A 24448-nucleotide genomic window follows, 5' to 3' on the forward strand; every position below is an offset into this window, starting at 1 on the left:
TTCATTCACGGAGGCAGTTCTGCTGTAGCCAACTTTACACAGTTTACATGAAGCAACTCACTACGATCACAGACCCGGTATATACGAAACCTGCAACCTACACGGCTTTGGACCGGTTTCTCCTGCGTTACATCCGTGATGAAAGGGACCTGCCTTTTGTATACCTGACCTTACAAATCACGTTTACCCTTTGGCCGCTGGCGTTACTGCTTTACGTACCCGGACTTAACAACTGGATATGGTGGACTGCGGTAATTGCTTACCAGTTCCTCAACAATATAACATTTAAGGGACCTTTTGGCCTGATGCTGCATTGCACCAGCCACCGGGTTTTCTTTGACCGCAAATACCAGCTTCTCAATCACTACCTGCCCTGGGTGATAGGCCCGCTCTTTGGCCAAACACCTGAAACATATTATAGTCACCATATAGGCATGCACCATCCGGAAAACAATATGCCGGAAGATGAAAGCTCTACCATGGCTTACCAGCGGGACTCCTTCAAAGGATTTATGCAATACCTGTGGAGGTTCTGCTGGGGAGGGATATACAATCTTGCCCGTTACTTTTCCAGGAAAAAAAGGAAAAACCTGATGGTACGTTCCATACGTGGTGAAGTATTTTTTGTACTTGCCTGCATAGGTCTATCCATCGTAAACTTCCCGGCAACCTTTGTGGTGTTTATCCTGCCGCTGCTGATCTCCAGGGTGATTATGATGGTGGGTAACTGGGCACAGCATGCGTTCATAGATGCTGCCGACCCTGACAATGCCTATAAAAACAGTATCACCTGCATCAACACAAAATATAACCACAAGTGCTGGAACGACGGGTATCATATCAGTCACCACGATAAACCGAACATGCACTGGACGGAACATCCGATCTATTTTAAGAAAACTTTAGCATTGTATGTAGATAACGATGCGATCGTTTTTGATGGTATTCACTTCCTTCACGTATGGTTGTGGCTGGTGACCAGGCGTTACGATTTATTAGCTAAACACTTTGTAAATATTAGCGGCAAATACAAGTCTGACGAAGAAATTATCGCTTTCCTGCGGGCCAGAACTCAGCCTATTGCGCTGGTAACAGCACCTGCAATGGCCGCAGCATAATACAATTATTTACCATTTCAGTCTGATTTTTTAATTTTTATACCAGGGGCAAGGGCTTAAAACCTTTGCCCCTGTTGATTTTTAAGACTATTTAACAGATATTATAACAGAATATCTTAATGATTATGATTATTCATAACAATAAGTAACTAAATTTGCGCTCTAACTTTTTTATTTAAAGTAAAAAATATGCGTACTGTTACACTGAAAAGGGTTGTGATCACCGGCTTGGGGGCATTAACACCTATCGGGAATGATGTAAATACTTTTTGGAGCAACTTAAAGGCTGGTGTTAGTGGCGCTGGCCCCATCACCAAATTTGACACCACAGAGTTCAAAACCAAATTTGCCTGTGAGGTTAAAAACTTCGATGTAGAAAAATACATGGATAAGAAAGAAGCCCGCAAAATGGACAACTTCACCCAGTACGCTATGGCGGCTGCACAGGAAGCTGTTTTGGATGCAGGCCTCACCAACGAAGGCATTGATAAAACTAAAGTAGGGGTAATCTGGGCTTCCGGAAACGGAGGTATGCTCACCTTCGAAGAGCAGATCGTAGAGTTTACTCAGCAAAACTTTGTACCTAAATTCAATCCGTTCTTTATTCCGAAACTGATCTCCGACATTGCTGCCGGCCAGATTGCCATGAAATATGGTTTCATGGGTATCAACTTCTGTACAGTTTCTGCCTGTGCTTCTTCCAGCAGTGCGCTGGTGGATGCATTTAACTATATCCGCCTGGGTAAAGCCAATGTGATTGTTGCCGGTGGCTCCGAAGCCCCTGTAACCCGCGCTGGTATTGCCGGCTTCAACGCACTGAAAGCACTGTCTACCCGCAACGACGATCCTTCCACCGCTTCCCGTCCTTTCGACGCTGACCGCGATGGTTTCGTAATGGGAGAAGGCGCCGGTGCTATCATCCTCGAAGAATATGAACATGCTATTGCACGCGGAGCTACCATCTACGGTGAAATGGTAGGTGGCGCCATGACCTGTGATGCATATCACCTCACTGCCACCCATCCTGAAGGCCTCGGCGCCAGACTGGGTATGGAACAGGCTCTGGAAGATGCAGAACTGACTGTAGCCGATGTGGATTATATCAACTCACATACCACCTCTACTCCGGTTGGTGACCTCAGCGAACTGAAAGCCATCTGCGCCGCATTTGGCGAACATGTAGAGAAACTCAACATCTCCGCTACCAAATCCATGACCGGTCACCTCCTGGGTGCTGCCGGTGCTATTGAGGCGATCGCTTGTATCAAAGCTACACAGGAAGATATCGTTCCTCCTACCATCAACACCAAAGAGCTGGGCGAAGGTATCCCAACCAACCTGAACCTGACCTTGGGTAAAGCACAGGAGCGACCTGTGAACATCGCCATGAGCAACACTTTCGGCTTTGGTGGTCACAACGCTATCTGCGTATTCAAAAAATACAAAGCGTAAGTAAATTACGTTTTCAAATAACAAGGAAAAGCTGGTCAGTAGACCAGCTTTTTTCGTATATACTTACCCGAAAAACCACTTTTTTTCGTTCCTGCTCCCCTCCTAATTTTGCCAGCATCCTACTACCGATACGCCGCTGATACGTACTTAAATTTTTTCACCCACAAATCAGCCTTCTATGACCCAACATCTGAGACCCTTATTCCTGGCCGTATTCGCGGCGTTGTTACTCGCCGCCTGTACCCGGGAACCACATGCCGGCCTCGAGCCCATTACCGGAAAAAAGGCCTTATCTCTTTCCCAAACCAACGCCGGTACAGACACTACCTGGCGCATTAAAGAATTCTGGTACACCATCAACGGACAGCTTCGCCCGGTTGCATTATATACCTATGACAGCACCGGCCGCCTGTCCCATCTCACCATGAACTCAGACTACTCCGATCTGTGGCATGTGTGGTCATTTGATGTGCGATATTGTGGTAACCACCGATATTTCCTGCAAAACGGATGGGACACCACGCTGACGGTTACAGTGGACAGCCTCGGCAGAGCTACCAGCTTTACCTGTAAAGTGTTAAGTACAAGCCAGCCTATTCCTCAACAGGGGTACATCAATTATATTGACAGCTTACAGATGATTAATTACATTAATCGCACCATCAATGGCGTGCCCAATAACTGGATTTTCTATTGGAATGCACCGGGATACGAACCCTTAGTAAAAACCTGGGCACCCAACGGTCAACCATCAATTTCCCTCAATTACAAGCAGAACCTGGCCATTGATACTGCGGAAACGAATTATGCATTTTACGATGAACTGGACAAACCAGATGAATTTCCGCTCAGAATCATGCGCCTTAGTAGTTTGGTGCCATATCATTTCAAAAGAAAAATTGTAAACCTTGCTTATGCCGGCTCGAATATTCAGATAATACTGACCGACCACGTAATTGATAACCAAAAGAAATTACTATCCTATAAATGGGGAGAGATACAATATTCGCTCAACTGGGAGCCTGTCCCATAACCACCATCGCCTGCAAATTGACCTCAAACAAAGGCCTGTCCGCAATTCCGGCAGGCCTCTTTTCTTTCCCAAAAATCCGGTAACTTTATACCTTAATTCCTGTTCACAACTGGCCCGCTTACTTAAGATGCTGCTAACCTGAACTATAAATTCTAAGCGGACTGCACTTTGGTGAACACCTGACTTATTATGGCAAAGAAAAAAGAGAATGTATCTGCTGCTTTAGCTCCACAGATTCCTTCAGATGACCATATCGCCGTTTACGGCGCAAGGGAGCATAATCTGAAAAATCTGGATCTGCAGTTGCCCAAAAACAAACTGGTAGTCATTACCGGCATCAGTGGCAGTGGAAAATCATCACTGGCTTTTGATACGATCTATGCGGAAGGTCAGCGCCGCTACATGGAAAGCTTTTCTGCATACGCCCGCCAGTTTATCGGCGATATGGAAAGGCCTAATGTGGATAAAATCACCGGCCTGTCGCCCGTTATTTCCATCGAACAAAAGACCACCAACAAAAACCCACGCTCTACAGTGGGTACCATCACAGAGATTTATGACTTTCTCAGGTTGCTGTATGCACGTGTAGGCATCGCCTATTCCTATAACACCAACAAAAGGATGACCCGCTTCTCCGAAGAGGAAATCCTCGCACACCTGTTTAAGCACTATAACAAGAAGAAACTCGTGATCCTCGCGCCGTTGGTGCGTGGCCGTAAAGGTCACTACCGCGAACTCTTTGAACAGGTACGTAAGCAAGGCTACCTCAAAGTACGTGTGGACGGGGAAATCATGGACCTGAAAGAACGTATGCAGGTAGACCGCTACAAGATCCACGAAATTGAACTCGTGATCGACCGCATACAGGTACAGGAAGATGCCCGCACCCGCATCAGCCAGAGTGTACAAAAAGCACTCACCATGGGTAAAGGCCTCCTGTTTATTCAGGACCACGACAGCGGCAAGGTAAGCCAGTTCAGTAAACAGCTGATGTGTGAAGATACCGGCCTCTCCTACGAGGAGCCTTCTCCCAACACCTTCTCGTTTAACTCGCCCTACGGCGCCTGCCCTCGCTGTAAAGGCCTCGGTACCATCTACCAGATCAATATGGACGAGGTTATCCCTGATTACAGCGTTTCCATCAACGATGGCGGCCTTAAACCACTCGGCGAAGCCCGCGATACCTTTACCTTTAAACAGGTACAGCAACTCGCTAAAAAATATAAATTCTCCCTCACTGCGCCAATCTCCGACATCCCGCAGAAAGCACTGAACATGCTGCTCTTCGGCGACGAAAACGGAAAGCTGGAAGCAGATGTGGATATCGATGAAACCATCGACACCTCCAAGTACTCCACCGAATTTGAAGGGGTGATCAACACAGTTCGCCGCTTTTTCAACGATACCTCCTCCGACCACGTGCGCAACTGGGCCGAAAGCTTTATGCAGCTGGACACCTGCCCCGTTTGTGAAGGTACCCGCCTGAAAAAGGAAAGTCTCTACTTTAAAGTAGATGAAAAAAATATCGCTGAACTGGGCAACATGGACCTGGACCAGTTGTACAAATGGTTTACCGGCATCGAAGACCGACTGGAAAATAAACAGAACGTCATCGCTAAAGATATACTCAAAGAAATCAGGGAAAGACTCGGTTTCCTCCTCAACGTAGGCCTTACCTACCTTACCCTGAACCGCGCCACCAGAACGCTCAGCGGTGGTGAATCCCAGCGTATCCGCCTGGCCACTCAAATAGGCTCCCAGCTGATGGGCATCACCTATATCCTCGATGAGCCCAGCATTGGCCTTCACCAGCGCGATAACATGCAGCTGATCGACGCCCTGCGCAACCTGAAGGAAATGGGTAATACCGTTATCGTGGTGGAACACGATAAAGATATCATGCTCCACGCCGACCACCTGGTAGATATCGGCCCCGGCGCTGGTGTACATGGTGGCCAGATCATTGCCTCCGGCACACCTAAGGAAATCCTGAAGCTGAAAACGCCTACTGCCGGCTATCTGAACGGCACCACCCTGCCGGAAATACCGGCAGAGCGCCGCAAAGGCAACGGCAACTTCCTGGAGCTGAAAGGCGCCACCGGCAACAACCTTAAAAATGTTAGCGTGAAATTCCCCCTGGGTACCTTCATCTGCGTTACAGGCGTTTCCGGTAGCGGCAAATCCACGCTCATCAACGAAACCTTATATCCGATCCTGTCCAAACATGCGTACGACTCCAAAATGGTACCGATGCCGTACAAAAGCATCAAGGGACTGGAAAATATCGATAAAGTAATTGAGATCGATCAATCGCCGATTGGTCGTACCCCGCGCAGCAATCCGGCTACCTACTGCGGCTTCTTTACGGATATTCGCACCCTGTTTTCACAGGTGCCGGAAGCCAAAATCCGCGGTTACAACGCAGGGCGCTTCTCATTTAACGTGAAAACAGGCCGCTGTGATGTTTGTGAAGGCGGTGGTATGCGCGTCATAGAAATGAATTTCCTGCCGGACGTATACGTGCCATGTGAAAAATGTAATGGTCGCCGCTACAACCGTGAAACACTGGAAATCCGCTATAAAGGCAAATCCATCTCCGATGTGCTGGACATGACGGTAGACGAGGCCGTGGAATTTTTCCAGGCGGTGCCATGGATCTACCGAAAAATCAAAACCTTACAGGACGTAGGTTTGGGCTATATCACACTGGGACAATCGGCCGTTACCCTTTCCGGTGGCGAGGCACAGCGCGTGAAGCTGGCTACCGAGCTATCCAAAAAAGATACCGGCAAAACCATCTACATCCTCGATGAACCCACCACCGGCCTGCACTTCCAGGATATTCAACTGCTGCTGCAGGTACTAAATAAACTGGTAGACCGAGGCAATACCGTACTGGTGATCGAACATAACCTGGATGTGATCCAGATGGCCGACTATATCGTAGACCTGGGGCCGGAAGGCGGCGCAGGCGGCGGTAATATACTCTGTACCGGCACACCTGAGCAGGTAAGCACCTGTAAAGACAGCCATACTGCCCGTTTTCTCAAAAAGGAGCTGGGAATTTAATATATTGCCAACGCAAATTTCAGCATGAAAACGATTTATCAACTGCTTATCGCAGGCCTCTTCCTCATCGGGATGGCGGCCTGCGAAAATGAAACCAAGGTCTGCGACCAAACGTTGCGCGCCGATGCACACGTGGAGTTCCGACGTGACAGCGCAGGCTTTGTGTGGGATTCCACCTTCCGTGCCGTTACCACACTGGCACTGGATAAAGATACCCTCCTGAATAATGTGCGTACCAACAATGTGTACTTTAACCTGGATCCTGTGAACGATACCTGCCGCTTTATGCTGCGCATCGACTCCCTCGTGGGAAAAGATACACTCACGTTCAGGTATAAACGAACACCAATGTTTATTTCGCCGGGATGTGGCTTTGGCACTACCTTTATGCTGGATACAGTCATCGCCACCCGACACCTGATCGACTCGGTTATAATTACTCAAAAGTCAGTAGTAAACAGCAATGATACGCACCTTCAACTTTTCTTTTATACTGAGTAGCTGCCTGTTCTGCGGAACCCTGTTTGCGCAGAAAAAAACAGCCGCCCCTGCTGCCAAACCAGCAGCAGACACCTCGCATCAAAGCGCTGTTAAAAAAGTGACTGCCACGCCGGTAAAAGACAGCTCCTGGCTCGTTCCCGGCGGCCTCCGTATAGGCGTGGACCTGGGAAGGATTGTGAATAACATCTATTACCCCTACCGCCAGGAGTACACCATTGTGGCCGATGCACGCCTCAATGCCAACACTTACGCCGCACTGGAAATAGGTTATACCAATACTCCATACTCCGATACCAACTATACCTATAAAGGCAATGGTATGTTTGCCACCATAGGGCTCGATTATAACTTCCTCAAAAGGCAGTATGTCAACGAAAAGAATATGTTTTTCGGCGGTATCCGGTACGGTATTTCCCACTTCAATTACGAAGTACCCACCTACACCATTCACGCACCCTACTGGGGAGGACAGCTCTCCGGCTCCTATCCCAAAACCAATGTAACCGCCCACTGGGCTGAGCTGGTACTGGGATTGAAAACAGAAGTCCTGAAAAACTTCTTCCTGGGATGGAATGTAAGAACGAGGATATTAATTAATAATGTGGATAAAGATGGATTCACGCCGCTCACGATACCAGGCTTTGGCAGCGGTTCCAAGAATGCGGTGTTTGATATGCAATACACCATCTCCTATGTATTGCCGTTCTATAAGGTGCGGGAAAGAGATGTGCCACCAAAGGTGAAGAAACCGGTTTCAACAAGATAATTTATTAACGAAAAAGGGACCTCCGGTCCCTTTTTCGTTTTTGGAGGCCGCAGCTGTGGCCTCCAAAACTTAATTATTTGCTGGGGTAGAGGCGCCGCAGCTGCGGCGCCTCTCGCAGTGTTTTCTTTCTTGCCGAAGGCAAGAAAGAAAACACTGCCTATGCCTTCAACATTTCCACATGCGGGATATTATCTTCCAGATACATCTCACTTACCGTCTTAAATCCTAACGAAGTATAAAACTTTTCCAGATACTGCTGTGCACTGATACGAATAGGCTGTTGCCCAAACTGTTGATAAATCTGCCGGATGGATTCCTCCATCAGCGCACGGCCAGCCCCTGTGCCCCGGGCAAAAGAGGCCGTTACCACTCTGCCTATACTCGCCTCGGCGTACTTGATACCTTTATTAAATAAGCGTGTATACGCTGCCAGCCTGTTTTCCCCATCATACCCCATCAGGTGCAGCGCCTGCTGGTCCGCATTATCCAGGTCCTGGTAGGGACACTGCTGTTCAATTACAAAAACTTCCACCCTCAGCCGGATCGCTGCATACAATTCCGCCGTAGTCAGCTGATCAAATGATTTTATCTCCCAACGCATAACCGTAGATTTATCACATAAAAATACAAACCTTTCAATAATCCTGCTATTTTTACCCCTGTAGGCATCACTAAATAACAGATTAATATGGGAACCAATGCAGCACTGTTCCTTTCGCTGGAACACATTACCGTAAGATATCTCGACAAAACAATATTCTCCAACCTGTCCTGGGATATTAAGGAAAACGAACAATGGGCCATCACCGGTCCCAGTGGCTCCGGCAAAACGGCGCTGCTCAATACCATACTAGGTAAGTTTAACATCATCAATGGAGGTATCCGTTATCATTTTTATGAGAGATATAAATCCTCGCATATCATCACGGACCCGTACTTCAACTATCGTAACCTGATAGCCTTCGTGGGGCATCATCATACCTTTAAAAATTTATCCAATACCACTACGGACTTCTATTACCAACAGCGCTTTAACAGCATGGATGCGGATAACAGTCCTACCGTAGCGGAACACCTGGGCATTACCGACATACCCGCGCTGCTGTTGCCTTTGAAGCTGCAGCCACTGATGGGCAAACGCCTGATCAAGCTCTCCAACGGAGAAACAAGGAGGGTAATGATTGCCCACGGCCTGCTGAAAAACCCTATACTCCTGATGCTCGACAATCCCTATGTGGGTCTGGATGTGCAAACGCGGAAAGACTTTACCCAGATGGTAAATGAAATCATACGCGGCGGTACCACCGTGATACTCACTACATCTCCCCGGGAAATACCAGCACATATTACACATGTACTTACATTAGATAACGGGACTATAACGGGAAAGTATACACGCGATGAATACCTCCAACTACCTTTGCCGGACGAATCAGCTACTGACCTCCCGCTCATTGAAGCCGAAAAGATAGCATCCCTTACCAAACAAATTGCACCACCGCAGTTTGAATCCATCATCCGTATGGAGCAGGTGAAGGTAAAATACGGGGAAAATACCATCCTGGAAGATATTAACTGGACGGTGAAACCCAACGACAAATGGGCTTTGCTAGGACATAACGGCGCCGGCAAATCAACCCTCCTGAGCCTGGTGAATGGGGATAATCCACAAGCCTACGCTAATAAGCTCTGGTTGTTTGACCGCAAACGGGGCAGTGGGGAAAGTATCTGGGATATCAAGAAAAAGATAGGATTTGTATCTCCCGAATTACACCAATATTTTACCGCAAGAGATAAAAGCCTGCAGGTAGTATGCTCCGGCTTTTCTGACATCATTGGCAGCACCAAACCCGCCACAGCAGAACAAACAGCTATTGCCGCGAGCTGGCTGGAAATACTGGGTATTGCTGATGCGGCCGACCAGCCATTTAAACAAATACCTGAAAGCAGTCAGCGCCTAGTACTCCTGGCACGCGCCCTGGTAAAAAATCCGCCGCTGCTGATTTTTGATGAACCCTGCCAGGGGCTGGACCAGCACCAAAAAAATCATTTCAAAAAAGTAATAGAACAATTATGTGAACATATGCCCGTTACCCTGATATATGTGACGCATTACGAAGAAGAGCTGCCATCCTGTGTGAATAAATTCCTGCGCCTGGAAAGGGGCCACATGATTTAATCAGTATATTCGCACCAGTTAATCACCATAATCCTTTACTGATGTACCCAAAAATACGTCATGCTGTTTTAGCATCCCTATTTTGTGTAGCAGTTGTGTGCCTGTACAGTGCATGTAGAACAACTAAGAAAGAACCGAGTACCGCCTTTGCGAAATACATCGAAGCCTATACGGCAGGGATTATTTCCAAGCAAAGTGCTATTCGCGTTCACCTGGCCGGACAAGCCAATGTTACCCACACACAAAACGAACCTGTAGAAAAACAGGTATTCGACTTTTCGCCGTCTATAAAGGGTAAAACCTATTGGATTGACGCCACTACCATCGAATTCAGGCCGGATGAAAATCTGCAGCCCGGAAAACAGTACAACGCCAAATTCATGCTGGACAAGGTGATGGAAGTACCTGCGGACTTTAAAACATTTGAGTTTAGTTTTAAAGTTATTCAGCCTTCTTTTACGGTAGAGATGAATGGCCTCCGGGCAGCGGATAACTCGTCACTCGACCGGATGTCCTTTTCGGGCGCCCTCTTCACAGCTGATGCCGAGCAGCCACAGGATATCGAGAAAATTCTCACTGCCACCTACCAGGGCAAAAAGCTGCCCATCACGTGGGAGCATAACGCTGCGGAACATACATCTAAATACACCATTAATAACATACAACGCCATAACAGTGCCACCAACCTGGCATTGACCTGGAACGGGGCACCGCTGAAAGTGGATAAAGAGGGTAAGGAAACCATCGAAGTGCCGGCAGTAGGTGATTTCAAGGTGCTCAACACCAAAGCGATGTCCGAACCGGAACAACACCTGCTGGTGCAGTTTTCGGACCCTATCAGTATGGCGCAATCACTGGAAGGGCTGATCAGCATCAGCGGGCAGAGTGACCTCCGCTACAGCATTGATGGCAGCGAAGTAAAAGTATATGCCCCCAACCGCCTGGAAGGTAACTTCAGCGTGGTAATCAACGAAGGGATACTAAACATAACGGATAAACGACTGGCGAGCAATTACAGCGCCAACGTAAACTTCGAGAATACCCTGCCCTCCGTAAGTATCCCCGGAAAAGGGGTGATACTACCGGAAAGCAACAAAATGGTAATGCCGTTTGAAGCAGTGAATCTGAAAGCTGTGGATGTGAACATCATCAAAATCTATGAAAACAACATTCCACAATACCTGCAACAAAACGACCTGAATGGCTCACAGGAGCTACGTCGTGTAGGCAAACCCGTAGTACAGAAAACTATTCGCCTCGACAATGATAAATCCCTGAACCTCCATAAGAAAAACCGTTTCTTCCTGGACCTGGATCAGCTGATCAAAACAGAGCCGGGCGCCATTTACCGTATTACCATTGGTTTCCGCCGCGACTATGCGCTTACTGCCTGCAACGCGGACAACACACCTGCGGCCACCTCCTCCGAAGAAGAAGGCGACGGGTATGAAAGCGACTACGGTTACTACTCCGAACATAAAGGAGTAGATGATGAGGATGAATTCTGGGGTAACTACGACTCTTACTATCCAATGGGTTTCCGCTGGGATGAAAGAGATAACCCCTGCTCTAATTCCTACTATAATAAAGACAGGTGGTCATCCCGCAATATCATGTCGTCCAACATTGGCCTCACCGCCAAACGTGGCAACGATAACAGCATGGTGGTTGCGGTAACGGATATACGCGATACCAAACCATTGATGGCAGTAGAGCTGGAACTGCTCGACTTCCAGAACCAGGTGATCTTTAAAACCAAGAGCGATGGCGATGGTATGGCCACCTTTGACCTCAAACGCAAGCCATACCTGCTTATTGCCAAAAAAGGTTCCGAACGCGGTTATCTGAAACTGGATGACGGCAGCTCGCTTCCACTCAGTCGCTTCGATGTGAAAGGAGAGGAAGTACAACAGGGCATCAAAGGCTTCCTCTATGGAGAGCGTGGTGTATGGCGCCCCGGCGACTCCATCTATCTCACATTCATCCTGGAGGATAAAGATAAAAAGCTGCCGGCCGATATGCCGGTAACGCTGGAACTCTATAATCCAAAAGGCCAGCTGTATAAGCGCATTAATGCCAACAGCAGTCTCAATGGCTTCTATAACTTTGCTACGGCCACACAGTCTGAAGACATCACCGGTAGCTGGCTCGCCAAAGTGAAAGTAGGTGGCGCCACCTTTACCAAAAATGTGCGCATAGAAACGGTGAAGCCTAACAGGTTGAAAATTAAAATGGACTTCCCGGGTAATGCCTTATCCAAATCCGGCACACAGGGTACACTCACTGCCATGTGGCTGTTTGGTGCTACTGCACAGCATTTGAAGGCTAAGGTAGATGTAAATCTCACCCAGCAAAAAACATCCTTTAAAGGCTTCCAGGATTTCAGCTTTGATGATCCTGTAACCCGTTTTGAGGCAGAGAATAAAACCATCTTTGAAGGCAGCCTTGGTGATAACGGTAGTGCGCCGGTGAGCGCCAACATCCCGCTGGGTAAGCCTGCCCCGGGGCAGCTCAAAGCTAACTTTGAAGTAAAAGTATTTGAGCCGGGCGGCGATTTCAGTATCGATAATTTCTCCCTGCCATATAACCCATACAACGCTTATGTGGGCGTACGTATGCCTCAGGGCGACCGCACCACAGGCATGTTGCTCACGGATCAGTCGCACCAGGTAGACATTGTGAACGTAAATGACGAAGGCAGATTAATTGCCGGCAGCAGGGAAGTGCAGGTGGAACTCTACAAAGTACGCTGGAGATGGTGGTGGGACGGCGGCGATGCCGACGACTATTCCAACTTCACCCAAGACAGCTATAACCAGCTGCTGGAAAAATCCGTTATCACCCTCAACAACGGTAAGGGCCAGTGGAGCCTGCGCATCAACTCACCTGAGTGGGGCCGTTTCCTCATCCGCGTGAAAGACCTGCAAAGCGGCCACACTGCCGGTAAATCCGTATACATCGATTATCCGGGCTGGGCAGAGCGCATGCAGAAGGAAAACCCTGCAGAAGCAGCGATGCTGGTATTCACCTCTGATAAAACCAGCTACAAAACAGGAGATGAAATTACGCTTACCATTCCAAGCAGCGAAGGCGGCAGAGGCCTTGTCAGCATTGAAAGCGGCAGTAAAGTGCTGCAAACGGAATGGATCAACACCAAAAAAGGACAGACAACCTATAAATTTAAGGCGACCAAAACCATGGCGCCTAATATATACGTAAACGTTAGTTTGCTGCAGCCACATGCACAAACGCTGAATGACCTGCCTATCCGTATGTACGGTACCATTCCGATCCTGGTGGAAGATCCGCAGACGATCCTGAAACCACTGATCGCCATGCCGGACAAGCTAAAGCCAGAAGCAGAAGCTAACATCACCGTGAGCGAGGCAAGCGGGAAGGCCATGACATACACCATTGCTATTGTGGATGAAGGATTACTTGACCTGACCAGGTTTAAGACGCCGGACCCGCATAGCTCTTTCTATGCACGCGAAGCACTGGGTGTACGCACCTGGGACTTGTTTGACTACGTGATAGGTGCCTGGGGCGTGGATATGGACCGTATCCTGAGCATCGGCGGTGATGAAGGATTGAACCGTAATGCCGGTGCGGCTAAAGCCAACCGGTTTAAGCCGGTGGTAAAATACATGGGACCTTTCTACCTTAAATCAGGGCAGAAACAAACCCATAAATTTAAGTTACCGCCATACATTGGCTCCGTAAAAGCCATGGTTGTTGCGGGCCAGGATGGGGCTTATGGCCAGGCAGAAAAAACCGTGGCGGTGAAAAAACCACTGATGGTATTGACTTCCGCACCACGTGTGCTGGGGCCTTCAGAAACCATGCAGCTGCCCGTAACTGTATTTGGACTTGAACCTACTGTTAAAAGTGCCACCGTTACCCTCACTACCAATCCATTACTGGAAGTGGTGGGTGAGCGTACCAAAACAGTTTCCTTCCCGATGCCGGGTGAGCAAATCGTTTATTTTGATGTAAAGGTAAGACCGCAGGTAGGTGTAGCCAAAATCAAAGTGGTGGCTGCCAGCGGCCGTGAGCAGGCTGAAGATGATGTGGAGTTGCAGGTAAGAAATCCGAATCCGTTTATTACTAACGTGGAAGAATACACGCTGGAAGGCAGCAAAGGATGGAGTACTAATTACACGCCTGTTGGCATGGCAGGCACCAATACTGCGGTGCTGGAAGTTTCCACTATTCCGTCGCTGAACCTGGGTAAACGACTGCAGTTCCTGATTAGTTATCCACATGGCTGTATAGAACAAACTACTTCAGGCGTATTCCCGCAACTGGTACTCAACCAGCTGATGGACCTGAAGGAATCACAGATAGCGGAAATTGACCGTAACGTGAAAGCGGGGATCAATAAGTTGCGCAGCTTCCAGACTTCTGACGGCGGTTTTGCATACTGGCCGGGTGGCGCTACTGCTGACGAGTGGGGCACCAACTATGGTGGCCACTTCCTCGTAGAAGCACAGGCCAGAGGCTACTCCATGCCAGTTGGCTTACTGGATCAATGGAAGAAGTACCAGCGGAATAAAGCCAACACCTGGGCACCTAATACCACCAATTTCTATGGCGGCGATCTTACACAGGCTTACCGCCTCTATTTGCTGGCCCTGGCGAAAGTACCGGAACTGGGAGCGATGAACAGGCTGAAGGAATTCAGGTATATTTCAGCTCCGGCTAAATGGCGCCTTGCGGCGGCTTATAAGCTCGCCGGGCAACAGGAGGTGGCTAACAGCCTGGTTGCTGGTCTTACCACGGATGTAAAAGCATATAATCAGCTGGGCGGCACTTTTGGCTCCGACCTTCGTGATAAAGCCATGATTCTGGAAACAGAGGCGATACTGGGGCAAACAGCCAAAGCGAATGCACTTACAAGGGAAATAGCCAGTAAGTTGTCGCAAAACGATAGCTGGTACAGCACACAAACTACAGCCTACTCACTGATTGCGATTGCTAAATTCACCGGCACCAACAAAGGTGGCAGCAAAATGAATTTCAGCTATACGATCAATGGTAGCAAAGCTACTGTGAACAGCAACTCTGTAGTATCGCAGATACCGCTTACCGCCAACAGTGCCGGCAGCATTGCGATCAATAACAGCGGCAGTAATATGCTGTATGTGAGAGTAATTTCCCGCGGCCAGCCGGAATCTGGCAGCGAACCTGCTGCAGGCAACAATCCTGACATCCTGGATATGCAGGTTCACTATCTTACCCGTGAGGGGCATCCGATAGATCCAGCGAGTTTAAGGCAGGGAGAGGACTTTGTGGCCTCCGTGACAATACGTAATCCCGGCAAACGTGGTTATTATGAGCAGATGGCGTTATCACAGATATTCCCGTCCGGTTGGGAAATTCTCAATACCCGCCTGATGGGCAACGACAGCACCAACAGATCTTCACCGGCTACGTATATGGATATACGTGACGACAGGGTGTATACTTATTTTAATGTAGAGGAAAACAGGTCGCGTACTTACAACGTGTTACTGAATGCAGCTTACCTGGGCAGGTTCTATCTGCCGGCTACCAGCTGTGAAGCGATGTATGATAATACGATCAGCGCATTTACGCCTGGCAGGTGGGTGGAAGTGAAAAAGTAGTGATCAGCTAATCCCACCTTCCGCGTGGGTAGACGCGCGCAGCGCGTCTCTACAAAAGTAAAAGGGTGTTCCGAAATCGGAACACCCTTTTTATATCTGATCTTGTTAAAGCCTATTTCAGCAACCACATAACAACATTGTTATCATCATTGCCACCATACTGTGTTTGCAGCGCAGTGCTCAGATTTCCGGCGTTGTAATCCAGTTCTTTTTGTGGATACAGCCATCTCAAAGGCATTGCAGAAGCAGGAGTATTCAGGTTAGTCGCCGGATTGATGGTAAATGCCGGGTAACCTGTACGTCTGTTTTCATACCATGCGGTGAAATCAGAGTTCTGGAAGAAACCTGCGATATACTTCTGCGTAATGATCTGCTTGATCTGATTCTCTGTAGAACCTGTCAACGCTACCGTAGCAGGAAATGCATTGATATACGCATCGTCCATCACCATGCCATGTGCATAGGAAGCAGGTGTATATTTTACATAGAAGTTCATGTGCGACTTGATACCATTTGCATAGTAGGTCTGCGCATCTGTACCGGCAATCCAGCCACGAACTGTAGCTTCTGCCAGGATAAACTGCAGGTCCCAGTAGTTCATCAGGCCAACTGGTTCAGCGTTATACAGCTGCTCGTAACGTTTATTTACACCACATGAATTGCCGGCGGTTTTTCTGGTTACGATCGTAGACATTTCGTCGGCAGGATCGATACCCAGATAAGCGGTAAAATCGCTGGCTGACTTGCCTGCTTTAATTAAAGCTGGTGCAGGTTCCGCCATGTAAAACACGCGTCTGTCCTGTGAAGCGATCATTGGATCCATGAGGCTGTTGGACATTACCGGGTAATCCACAAAAGAGTTGATTTGCGCCGGGGTATTAGACCATGGGTAGGCATAACCGGCAGATGCGGTGTAAGTAACTGCAAAGTTATCATTGTAATCGCGCATCAGCGGACGTGCAGCCACAGCCTTGAACTTATTGACTACATCCAGATCTGCGTCAGCGGTTTTCTTGTACAGGTTCATCAACACATGCAGCTGGAAGGTATTGGCTAACCTTCTCCACTTATCCACATTACCCTGGTAAATGAAATCACCAGTAAAGTTCACACCTTTTGAAAACAGTGAATCTGCCTGATCCAGCTCTTTCAGGATACCGATGAATACTTCTTTCTGCGTATCGTATTTAGCTTTGATAACACCGGTAGACCCCTGAATAGCCTGAGAGTAAGGAATATCTCCCACCTGCATGGTGGTCAGGAAAAACTGCCATGCGCGGATGAAATGACCGAAGCCTTCAAACGTTGTTTTTAATTCAGGTGTACTTGCATTTTTGATCATAGGCTCTACATCACGCAGTACCAGCAAACGTGCAAAATCCACCCTTGTGAGCTTGTTATATTGGTTATCGCTCACCAACTCTGTCCAGCTGATATACTTCCCCAGAGAAAATGGCTGACGAAAACCTGTACCCTGGGAAATATCCTTAGAGGTAATGGAAGTCAGCATATTGGTAGCCAGCCATTCTGACGAAGCCTGGGAGGGCTTATCAGGATTGGTGTTGATATCATCAAACTTTTTAGTACAGCTACTAAGACCAAAACCAGTCACCAGTGCTGCAATAACAGATATTTTAGATATATGCTTAGTCATGTTAGTATATAATTTTAGAATCCAACCTTAATGTTAACACCCACCATACGTTGAGCAGGCGCGTTCATATCTTCGGAATCAACATCCGGATCGGAGTATTTGAATTTAGTGAACAGGAACAGGTTCTGACCAGTTACAGCTACAGAAGCGTTTTTGATACCGGATTTACCGAACCATGCCTGCGGGAACTTATAACCCAAGGATATCTCACGTACTTTCACAAAGCTCTTACTCATAACACCTGTTTCGCTGGAGTTACCTAACCTGCGTGCATATGCCTGGTAGCTAACCGGCACATCATTCGGCGCATACTTACGGGTATCAGTTTTGATTTGACCGAAGTTGTCGTAGGTTACTTCACCGCTCACTATTTTCACCCCATTACCCACATAGTTTTTCAGACCGTTAACCACCTCATCATAACGCCACTGGTTATCAGTTTCAGGGTTAGAGCCGGTATCAAACATTTTAGCATAGATATAATCATACAATACACCACCAATACGGCCATCAATGGAGATACCGAGGTTCCAGTTACCGTATGTGAAGTTGTTGATAAAGCCGAATACAAAGTCAGGATCCGTATAACCAAACTGTTGTGTGTAAGGATTAAACTGTACCTGGCCACCCTGGTGAATCAGGTTACCCTGAGGATCTCTGAGCGCCTTACCTGTTCTTGCATACACATCATAACGGCCACCGGATTTAGTCCAGAGGTTTTTAGCAGAATATACAGGATCAATATCCACAAAGTATCTGTGCTGCGTAGAGAAGTTCACCATGGAATTCCACTGGAACTTACCCTGCTTCATTACAGTACCATCCAGCGTGATTTCCACACCGCGACGAGCATAAGTTTCGTCGGTGTTGATCAGTGTAGTAGCATATCCGGAAGAAGGTGCGAGAGTTTGTTTGATCTGGTTGTTGTAATACAGCTTGGTAAAGTAAGCCACATCTACGTGCAGGCGTTTTTGGAAAAGGTAAGCAGCTGTACCAAACTCCCAGGTGCGGGTAGTAGTTGGCAACAGATTGCTTCCTGCCAGGTTATCCGGCGTAGTAGCACTGGTAGTACCCCAACTGTTGTTAATTGTATAAGCCAGGTTATTGGCATATACGTCCAGCGGAGTTTTGGTCATGGTCCAGGAGCCTCTCACTTTCCACATATCAATCCATTCCGGCATTTTGATAAACTCAGACATCAGTACGCTGGTAGCCACAGATGGATAGAAGTAAGACCTTGCATCAGCAGCCTGTGTGGAGCTCCAGTCGTTTCTTCCGGTTACATCAAGGAATACAGCACTGTTCCAGGAGAGGGTAGCTTTACCATACACTGAGTTGGTTTGACGTGCCCAGGTACCGTAAGTGTTGATGATACCATCCACGCCCGCAGTAGTAGAAGGCACCGCGTTAGCCAGAGAGTACCAGCCTGGCACTGCTAAACCATTTCTGGTTTTTGCACCCTGCTCTCTTTGTTTATAATAGAAGAGAGATCCACCGCCCAACGCGTCGATATTCCATTTACCAATTTGTTTGTTGTAGGTCAGAATCAGGTCAGAGTTAATACTATTACCCCATGACTGGTTCTGGCCATAAAGACCTTTACCACTAAAGTCGAACGCAAAAGTATTACCGATGGTCATACCCCTGGTAGAATTAATCCCAGCAGGGTTTTGCACCACGTCTTCATTTTTATAATAGTCGTAACCGTTTCTGAACATCAGTTTCAGGTCTTTGGTAAAGTTGTAGTTCATTACCAGGCTGGCGTTCAGTTTATTCTGTTCCGTACTTCTTGTTTTTTCGTATGCAATCAAATAAGGGTTGTCATACCAGGCGTTGTACAGCCAGTTTTGCTGAACATTTGGTTTCACCCAATAGTCTTTATACTGACGAATATCGTAGTCCGGACCAGTCCACATCAGGATTTGGTAGATATAACCCTGTTGATCGTAAGCGCTGCCCCAGAGTTGTGGAGCGGTAGTACGGGTGTATCCCATGTGGCTTTCCAGGGTGAATTTATCACCTGCTTTCAGTTCGCCACTCATCGTATAGTTAAGGATATTCAGTTTCTGATTTGGAAACTGGCCTTTGTTGTAGATGTGATTCAGACCTGCTCTGAAGAAACCATTTTGTCCACCTTTGGTAACGCTTACGCTGTTATTGGTGATCAAACCTGTTTCCATGAAATTTTTCAGGTTGTCTTTACCGCTGGATACCAGTGGCATTTCCTCATTCTGTTTGGTGATAGGATTCCACTGTACAGCAGTTTTACCGATGTCCAGTTTAGGGCCCCAAACGTAGTCGGTCGCAATTTTACCATCCAGACCATGGCCATAGGAAGTTTGCACTTCAGGAATAGCGAGGTAGCCGAGATTAAACATGGTATTGCTGTTCACATCGATAGTGAGGCGATCTTCCTTACCACGTTTGGTAGTGATCATCACCGCACCGGCGGCGCCACGTGCACCATACAATGCTGCGGCAGTAGGGCCTTTCAGCATATTGATGCTTTCGATATCGTCAGTAGGGATATCACGCAGGGTCATATTACCATAAGGTACTCCATCGATCACCAGCAGCGGTGTTTCACCACGCATTTCGAGCTTGGGTGCACCGTTGAATTCTGTAGAGTTTTTAACAGTCAGACCGGAAACCTGACCAGTAAGGGAAGTACCGAGATCCACACCTTTCACCGTCTGCATATTGGAACCTTTTACAGACTGTACGGCGTAACCGAGTGCTTTTTCATCACGTTTAACACCGAGTGCGGTAACTACCACTTCTCCCAGCTGCTTGGTAGATTCAGCCAGTTGTACATCGATGGCGGTGCGACTGCCTACCACTTCTTCTTTGGTGGTATAGCCAATAATAGAATAAGCCAGAACGGCGTTAGGACCTGAAACGGTGAGGGTGTAACTCCCGTCTTCTTTGGTCATGGTACCATTGGAGGTACCTTTTTCAACTACCATTACGCTGAATAGGCGACCGTTGGCATCAGTAACGATACCGCTTACTTTCACCTTCTGGTTAGCGGGTGCGGTAGCCTGGAGATTGTCTTCATTTAATTTTTTGGCGGGGGCCTGGTATTCGCCAACGCGGTCCTTTTCTACGATAGTGTAGTAGTTAGGCTTTACGTAGAGAAATACGAGGTCGTTAGGGTAGAGCACTCCTTTCAATACGTCTTCCAGCGACTTTCCGGCGAAGTTGGAAACATTGTAGGTGGTTGTCTTTTTCTTAACTACCTGCGGATCATAAACAAAATCTGCTTTGAACTCGCGGGTAATAGCTTTCAAGGCATCAATTACAGGGACAGCTTTCTGTGCATACACCTGGCTGGTTGCAGCCAGCAATAGTACGACAAGCAACCGCTTAAAATAGCGCAGCGTCATAGTTGGCGAATTTTTTTTCGTTAGTTAAAGTGGAATTTGTTCCTTTTAAGGTGTTAGTGACAGGAACGTAAAAAATTACCCCATGGTGGATTTAAATTTTTTTCGGGCCTGATGGGGCATTAAAAATGCCTATGGCCAAGCATAATACTAACAATTTTATAACTTATTGACAATCATAACATTAAATTCTCTGTATCAATTTTTATTTTTCTCATATTCACTATGGCTACCATACATTAGTATTTCTGATAACAATTACTTAACATAATAAGCTGGTTCTAAAGTCTCAAAAACTGGTATTATCGTTTCCTTTTTCGATAATTTTGTAGGACACAACTTTCCAATCTCTGACCTTAACAATGGACAATCCGGTTTTTCAACATATAATGAATGGCGATATCGAAGCCTACTCCGGATTGTACAAAGAATATTACAAGCGGTTTTACAACTACGGCAGGAAGTTTACCAGTAACACACATCTAATAGAAGACAGCATTCAGGAGGTATTCCTGGATTTGTGGAACAGGCGTGAGAAACTATCGCATGTAGAATCACCCAATTTTTATCTCTACTCTTCATTCCGGTACGTTCTCATTAAAAAAATCAGGCAGCACGATAAAATAATATTCAATCAGTCTGCAGAGGAAGAACATGAATTCTCTATCGAGCATGTCATTGTTAGCCATGAGCTCAACGAGGAAATGCAAGTTAAACTACAAAAAGCAATAAAAACACTGACGGGCCGCCAGCTGGAGGCGATCTTCCTCAAGTTTTATGAAAATCTTTCATACAAAGAAGTGGCATCCATTCTGAATATCTCGGTAAAAGCTACGTATAAGATTATGGCCAGGAGCTTGTTAGCGCTCAAAGAAAAGGTTATGTTCTTTATGTTATTATTCTAATATTTGCTGTTTATACAATTTGAAGAAAATTTATAAAATAGTTTGGGGTAAAAATAGCAGCACCGGATACTATATTAAATAGAATGAAAAAAGAATCCATCGCACATAAATATATTCACTATAAGGAAAGCGATTTTCTTACGGATTCCTATTTCCAGGAATGGGTGTATACACCAACAGCGGACTCCGAACACTTCTGGCAGGAAGTGATCCACGCCGTTCCCCAGCAAAAGGAAGCCATAGAAAATGCCCGCAGATACTTAAAGAGCATCACGTTTGCTACCCATACTCCCTCTGATGAGGAAGTAGAAGCCTCCTGGCAGCAACACTTTCAGGCAATACAGGCTACGCTGTCGCAGCCTGCACCGGCCGCCAAAGTACGTTTCATCTCACGCCGTACCCTGTTCAGAGTAGCCGCGGTAGTGGCAGGCCTGGTACTGATTACAGGCACTTACCTGTTTATTTACAACAACAACGAACAGCTGATTGCCAGCACCGGTTACGGAGAAATGCGCAAGGTAACCCTGCCCGATGGCTCCCAGGTGGACCTAAACGCCAATTCTAAAATCACCTACCGCAAAAACTGGCAGCAGGGAAACGACAGGGAAGTATGGCTGGAAGGAGAAGCACTGTTCAATGTCAGTCATATTAATAAAGATACTAATCATATAAAGGCCGGTGAAAAGTTCCTGGTACATACCAAAGACCTCACCGTTTCCGTACTTGGCACCGTGTTCGACATTCGCCAGCGCCGCCGGAAAACCGAAGTAGTACTGCAAAGCGGCAAGATCAAACTCCACTTTAGCAGCGGTAAAGAACCGGACATCATCATGGAACCCGGCCAACTGGTAGCCTATAACGATATAGAAAAAAAACTCATCACCTCCGGCACCTCTCCTGAAAAATTCTCCGCCTGGAAAGAGCAAAAACTTATCCTGCAAGACCCGAAAGTGAACGATATCCTCCTCTACCTGGAAGATAACTTTGGTAAGAAAATCATCATGGAGAATAAAGCCCTGAGCAACAGAACCGTAAACGGACCCATCCTGATATCGTCACTGGACGACGCACTCTTCGTGCTTTCCACCGTGCTGAATACAGAAATTATTAAGCGCGATACCAACACTATCGTGCTGCGCGACCGCCAAACCAGATAAATTTTTTATGCCCCTATGGGGTAAGATGGTAGCTTTGTAACACTATACATCAAAGTGAAGCTATTAATCGACGTTCCATGAGAAAAATTTTGGTTGCAGTACTATGCCTCTGCTTTTTCAGCAGCTCCTTTGCCCAACAGCAATATCCTTACTATGCTGACATTCAGGCGTTCAAACACCAGGACTCCATTGATGCCCCTACCGGAAACGAAATACTGTTTATCGGCAGCTCTTCTTTTACCTACTGGCAGGATGTGAATAACTATTTCCCCGGCCACCACATTATTAACCGTGGCTTCGGCGGCTCTAACCTCCTGGACGTAATGCACTACGCCAACGATGTCATTTTTGCCTACAAACCGAAGCAAATAGTAATTTATTGCGGAGAGAATGACCTGGCATCTGATACCGTAAAGGCAACGGCAGTGCTTAAGCGCTTTCAAACCCTGTACACGATGATCAGACAGCGGATGCCTAACACCTCTGTCACCTACATCTCCATAAAACCTAGTCCCAGCAGGGCCCGCCTGATGCCGGAAATGGTGAAAACCAACAAGGCCATTCAACAATTCCTGGCCAAACAGCCTAACACTTCGTTTGTAGACGTATATAGCAAAATGCTGAATGCCAACGGTACCATCAAGGCAGAACTCTTCAAGGAAGATCAGCTGCACATGAAGCCAGTTGGCTACCGCATCTGGCAGAAAGCCCTGGCACCACACCTGGTAGATCAACAGCTGGTAACCATGAAAGCTGCTACCTTCAACCTCCGCCTCAACATTGCTTATGATAGCGCAAATGCATGGCCTCACCGTAAAGAAATGGTGCGCGACCTGATTCAATACCATCATTTTGATGTATTTGGTGTACAGGAAGCCCTCATTGACCAAATGCACGACCTCGAAGCAATGCCGGCTTATGCACATGTAGGTGTAGGGAGAAATGATGGAAAAGAAGGCGGCGAGTTCTCTGCCATATTTTATAATAAAGAAAAGTACGAGCTCGTAAAGTCAGGTAACTTCTGGCTTTCACCAACCCCGGAAGTACCTTCCAAAGGCTGGGATGCCGCCTATATCCGCATATGCACCTGGGCACAGCTGTCAGAAAAAACTACCGGCAAAACATTCTACTTCTTCAATACCCACTTTGATAACGAAGGCGTGCAGGCACGGGAAAATTCAGCAAAAATGATTCTGGAGAAAATTCATCAGCTGTCAGATCCATCCACACCGGTGATTATTACGGGAGATTTCAATTCAAGCCCTGCCACCAGCGCATACGGCACCATGGCCCGGCAGTTCAATGATGCTAAACTGGTATCCAAAAGCAAACCATACGGTCCGGACAGCACCTTCCAGGACTTTAAATACCATAATTGGATAAATGTGGTTAAAGAAGGCCGAATCGACTTTATCTTTGTTAATAATAATATAGAAGTACTGAACTACGCAGTACTGACAGATTCCCGGGACCTGCGTTTTCCTTCAGACCATTTCCCGGTAGTTTGCACCATTCGTTTTTAATCACATTTTCCACACGATCCTGATATGAGACACACAAAATTACTGCTGTTGCTGGCTTTCAGTCTGTTTTGCCACACAGCA

General features: G+C 47.2%; 14 protein-coding genes. 11 read left to right on the forward strand and 3 right to left on the reverse strand.

The window, feature by feature from the left end:
* The first annotated feature begins 47 nt into the window (after nucleotides 1–47).
* From BUB18_RS04075 to BUB18_RS04100, 6 genes are all read left to right on the forward strand, one after another.
* Entirely contained in the window at nucleotides 48–1118 is a 1071-nt protein-coding gene (locus BUB18_RS04075) for a fatty acid desaturase family protein (RefSeq protein ID WP_073078226.1), read from the forward strand.
* A gap of 189 nt (nucleotides 1119–1307) precedes the next feature.
* Nucleotides 1308–2570: a beta-ketoacyl-ACP synthase II gene (fabF, locus tag BUB18_RS04080; RefSeq protein WP_073078227.1), complete on the forward strand. Its 1263-nt coding sequence runs from the start codon at nucleotides 1308–1310 to the stop codon at nucleotides 2568–2570.
* A gap of 178 nt (nucleotides 2571–2748) precedes the next feature.
* Nucleotides 2749–3603 (forward strand): hypothetical protein, encoded by an 855-nt coding sequence (locus BUB18_RS04085; protein WP_073078229.1) that lies wholly within the window; start codon nucleotides 2749–2751, stop codon nucleotides 3601–3603.
* A gap of 189 nt (nucleotides 3604–3792) precedes the next feature.
* Nucleotides 3793–6672, forward strand: coding sequence for an excinuclease ABC subunit UvrA (gene uvrA, locus BUB18_RS04090; protein WP_073078231.1), 2880 nt, complete (start codon nucleotides 3793–3795; stop codon nucleotides 6670–6672).
* 24 nt (nucleotides 6673–6696) lie between these two features.
* Entirely contained in the window at nucleotides 6697–7173 is a 477-nt protein-coding gene (locus BUB18_RS04095) for a DUF6452 family protein (protein WP_073078233.1), read from the forward strand.
* Nucleotides 7136–7939, forward strand: a complete 804-nt coding sequence (locus BUB18_RS04100; protein ID WP_073078235.1) for a DUF6048 family protein — start codon at nucleotides 7136–7138, stop codon at nucleotides 7937–7939. The genes BUB18_RS04095 and BUB18_RS04100 overlap by 38 nt, the downstream gene beginning before the upstream one ends.
* Before the next feature lie 157 nt (nucleotides 7940–8096).
* Here BUB18_RS04100 and BUB18_RS04105 read toward each other — a convergent pair whose 3' ends face one another.
* Nucleotides 8097–8540 carry a GNAT family N-acetyltransferase gene (locus BUB18_RS04105; protein WP_073078236.1) on the reverse strand — a complete coding sequence of 148 codons (444 nt, stop codon included), beginning with the start codon at nucleotides 8538–8540 and terminating at the stop codon, nucleotides 8097–8099.
* A gap of 87 nt (nucleotides 8541–8627) precedes the next feature.
* On the opposite strand from BUB18_RS04105, the gene BUB18_RS04110 reads away from it, so the two are divergent.
* Nucleotides 8628–10118 carry an ATP-binding cassette domain-containing protein gene (locus BUB18_RS04110; protein ID WP_073078238.1) on the forward strand — a complete coding sequence of 497 codons (1491 nt, stop codon included), beginning with the start codon at nucleotides 8628–8630 and terminating at the stop codon, nucleotides 10116–10118.
* Nucleotides 10119–10159: 41 nt separating this feature from the next.
* Entirely contained in the window at nucleotides 10160–15745 is a 5586-nt protein-coding gene (locus BUB18_RS04115) for an alpha-2-macroglobulin family protein (RefSeq protein ID WP_073078239.1), read from the forward strand.
* A gap of 112 nt (nucleotides 15746–15857) precedes the next feature.
* On the opposite strand, the gene BUB18_RS04120 is transcribed toward BUB18_RS04115, so the two are convergent.
* Nucleotides 15858–17399 (reverse strand): SusD/RagB family nutrient-binding outer membrane lipoprotein, encoded by a 1542-nt coding sequence (locus BUB18_RS04120; protein WP_073078241.1) that lies wholly within the window; start codon nucleotides 17397–17399, stop codon nucleotides 15858–15860.
* A 14-nt stretch (nucleotides 17400–17413) separates the two neighbouring features.
* Nucleotides 17414–20785 carry a SusC/RagA family TonB-linked outer membrane protein gene (locus BUB18_RS04125; RefSeq protein ID WP_073078243.1) on the reverse strand — a complete coding sequence of 1124 codons (3372 nt, stop codon included), beginning with the start codon at nucleotides 20783–20785 and terminating at the stop codon, nucleotides 17414–17416.
* A 386-nt stretch (nucleotides 20786–21171) separates the two neighbouring features.
* Between BUB18_RS04125 and BUB18_RS04130 the strand changes: the two genes are divergently transcribed.
* The 3 genes from BUB18_RS04130 (at nucleotide 21172) to BUB18_RS29810 (ending at nucleotide 24367) form a co-directional block, all read left to right on the forward strand.
* Nucleotides 21172–21687 (forward strand): RNA polymerase sigma factor, encoded by a 516-nt coding sequence (locus BUB18_RS04130; protein ID WP_178372080.1) that lies wholly within the window; start codon nucleotides 21172–21174, stop codon nucleotides 21685–21687.
* A gap of 83 nt (nucleotides 21688–21770) precedes the next feature.
* A complete protein-coding gene (locus tag BUB18_RS04135; protein WP_073078247.1) occupies nucleotides 21771–22844 on the forward strand; it encodes a FecR family protein in 1074 nt (357 codons plus the stop codon).
* Between the two features lie 77 nt (nucleotides 22845–22921).
* Complete coding sequence (locus tag BUB18_RS29810; RefSeq protein WP_083549332.1) at nucleotides 22922–24367, forward strand: endonuclease/exonuclease/phosphatase family protein; 1446 nt, start codon at nucleotides 22922–22924, stop codon at nucleotides 24365–24367.
* Nucleotides 24368–24448 lie beyond the last annotated feature (81 nt).

The organism is Chitinophaga jiangningensis, from assembly GCF_900142605.1.
GTDB classification, from domain to species: Bacteria; Bacteroidota; Bacteroidia; order Chitinophagales; family Chitinophagaceae; genus Chitinophaga; species Chitinophaga jiangningensis.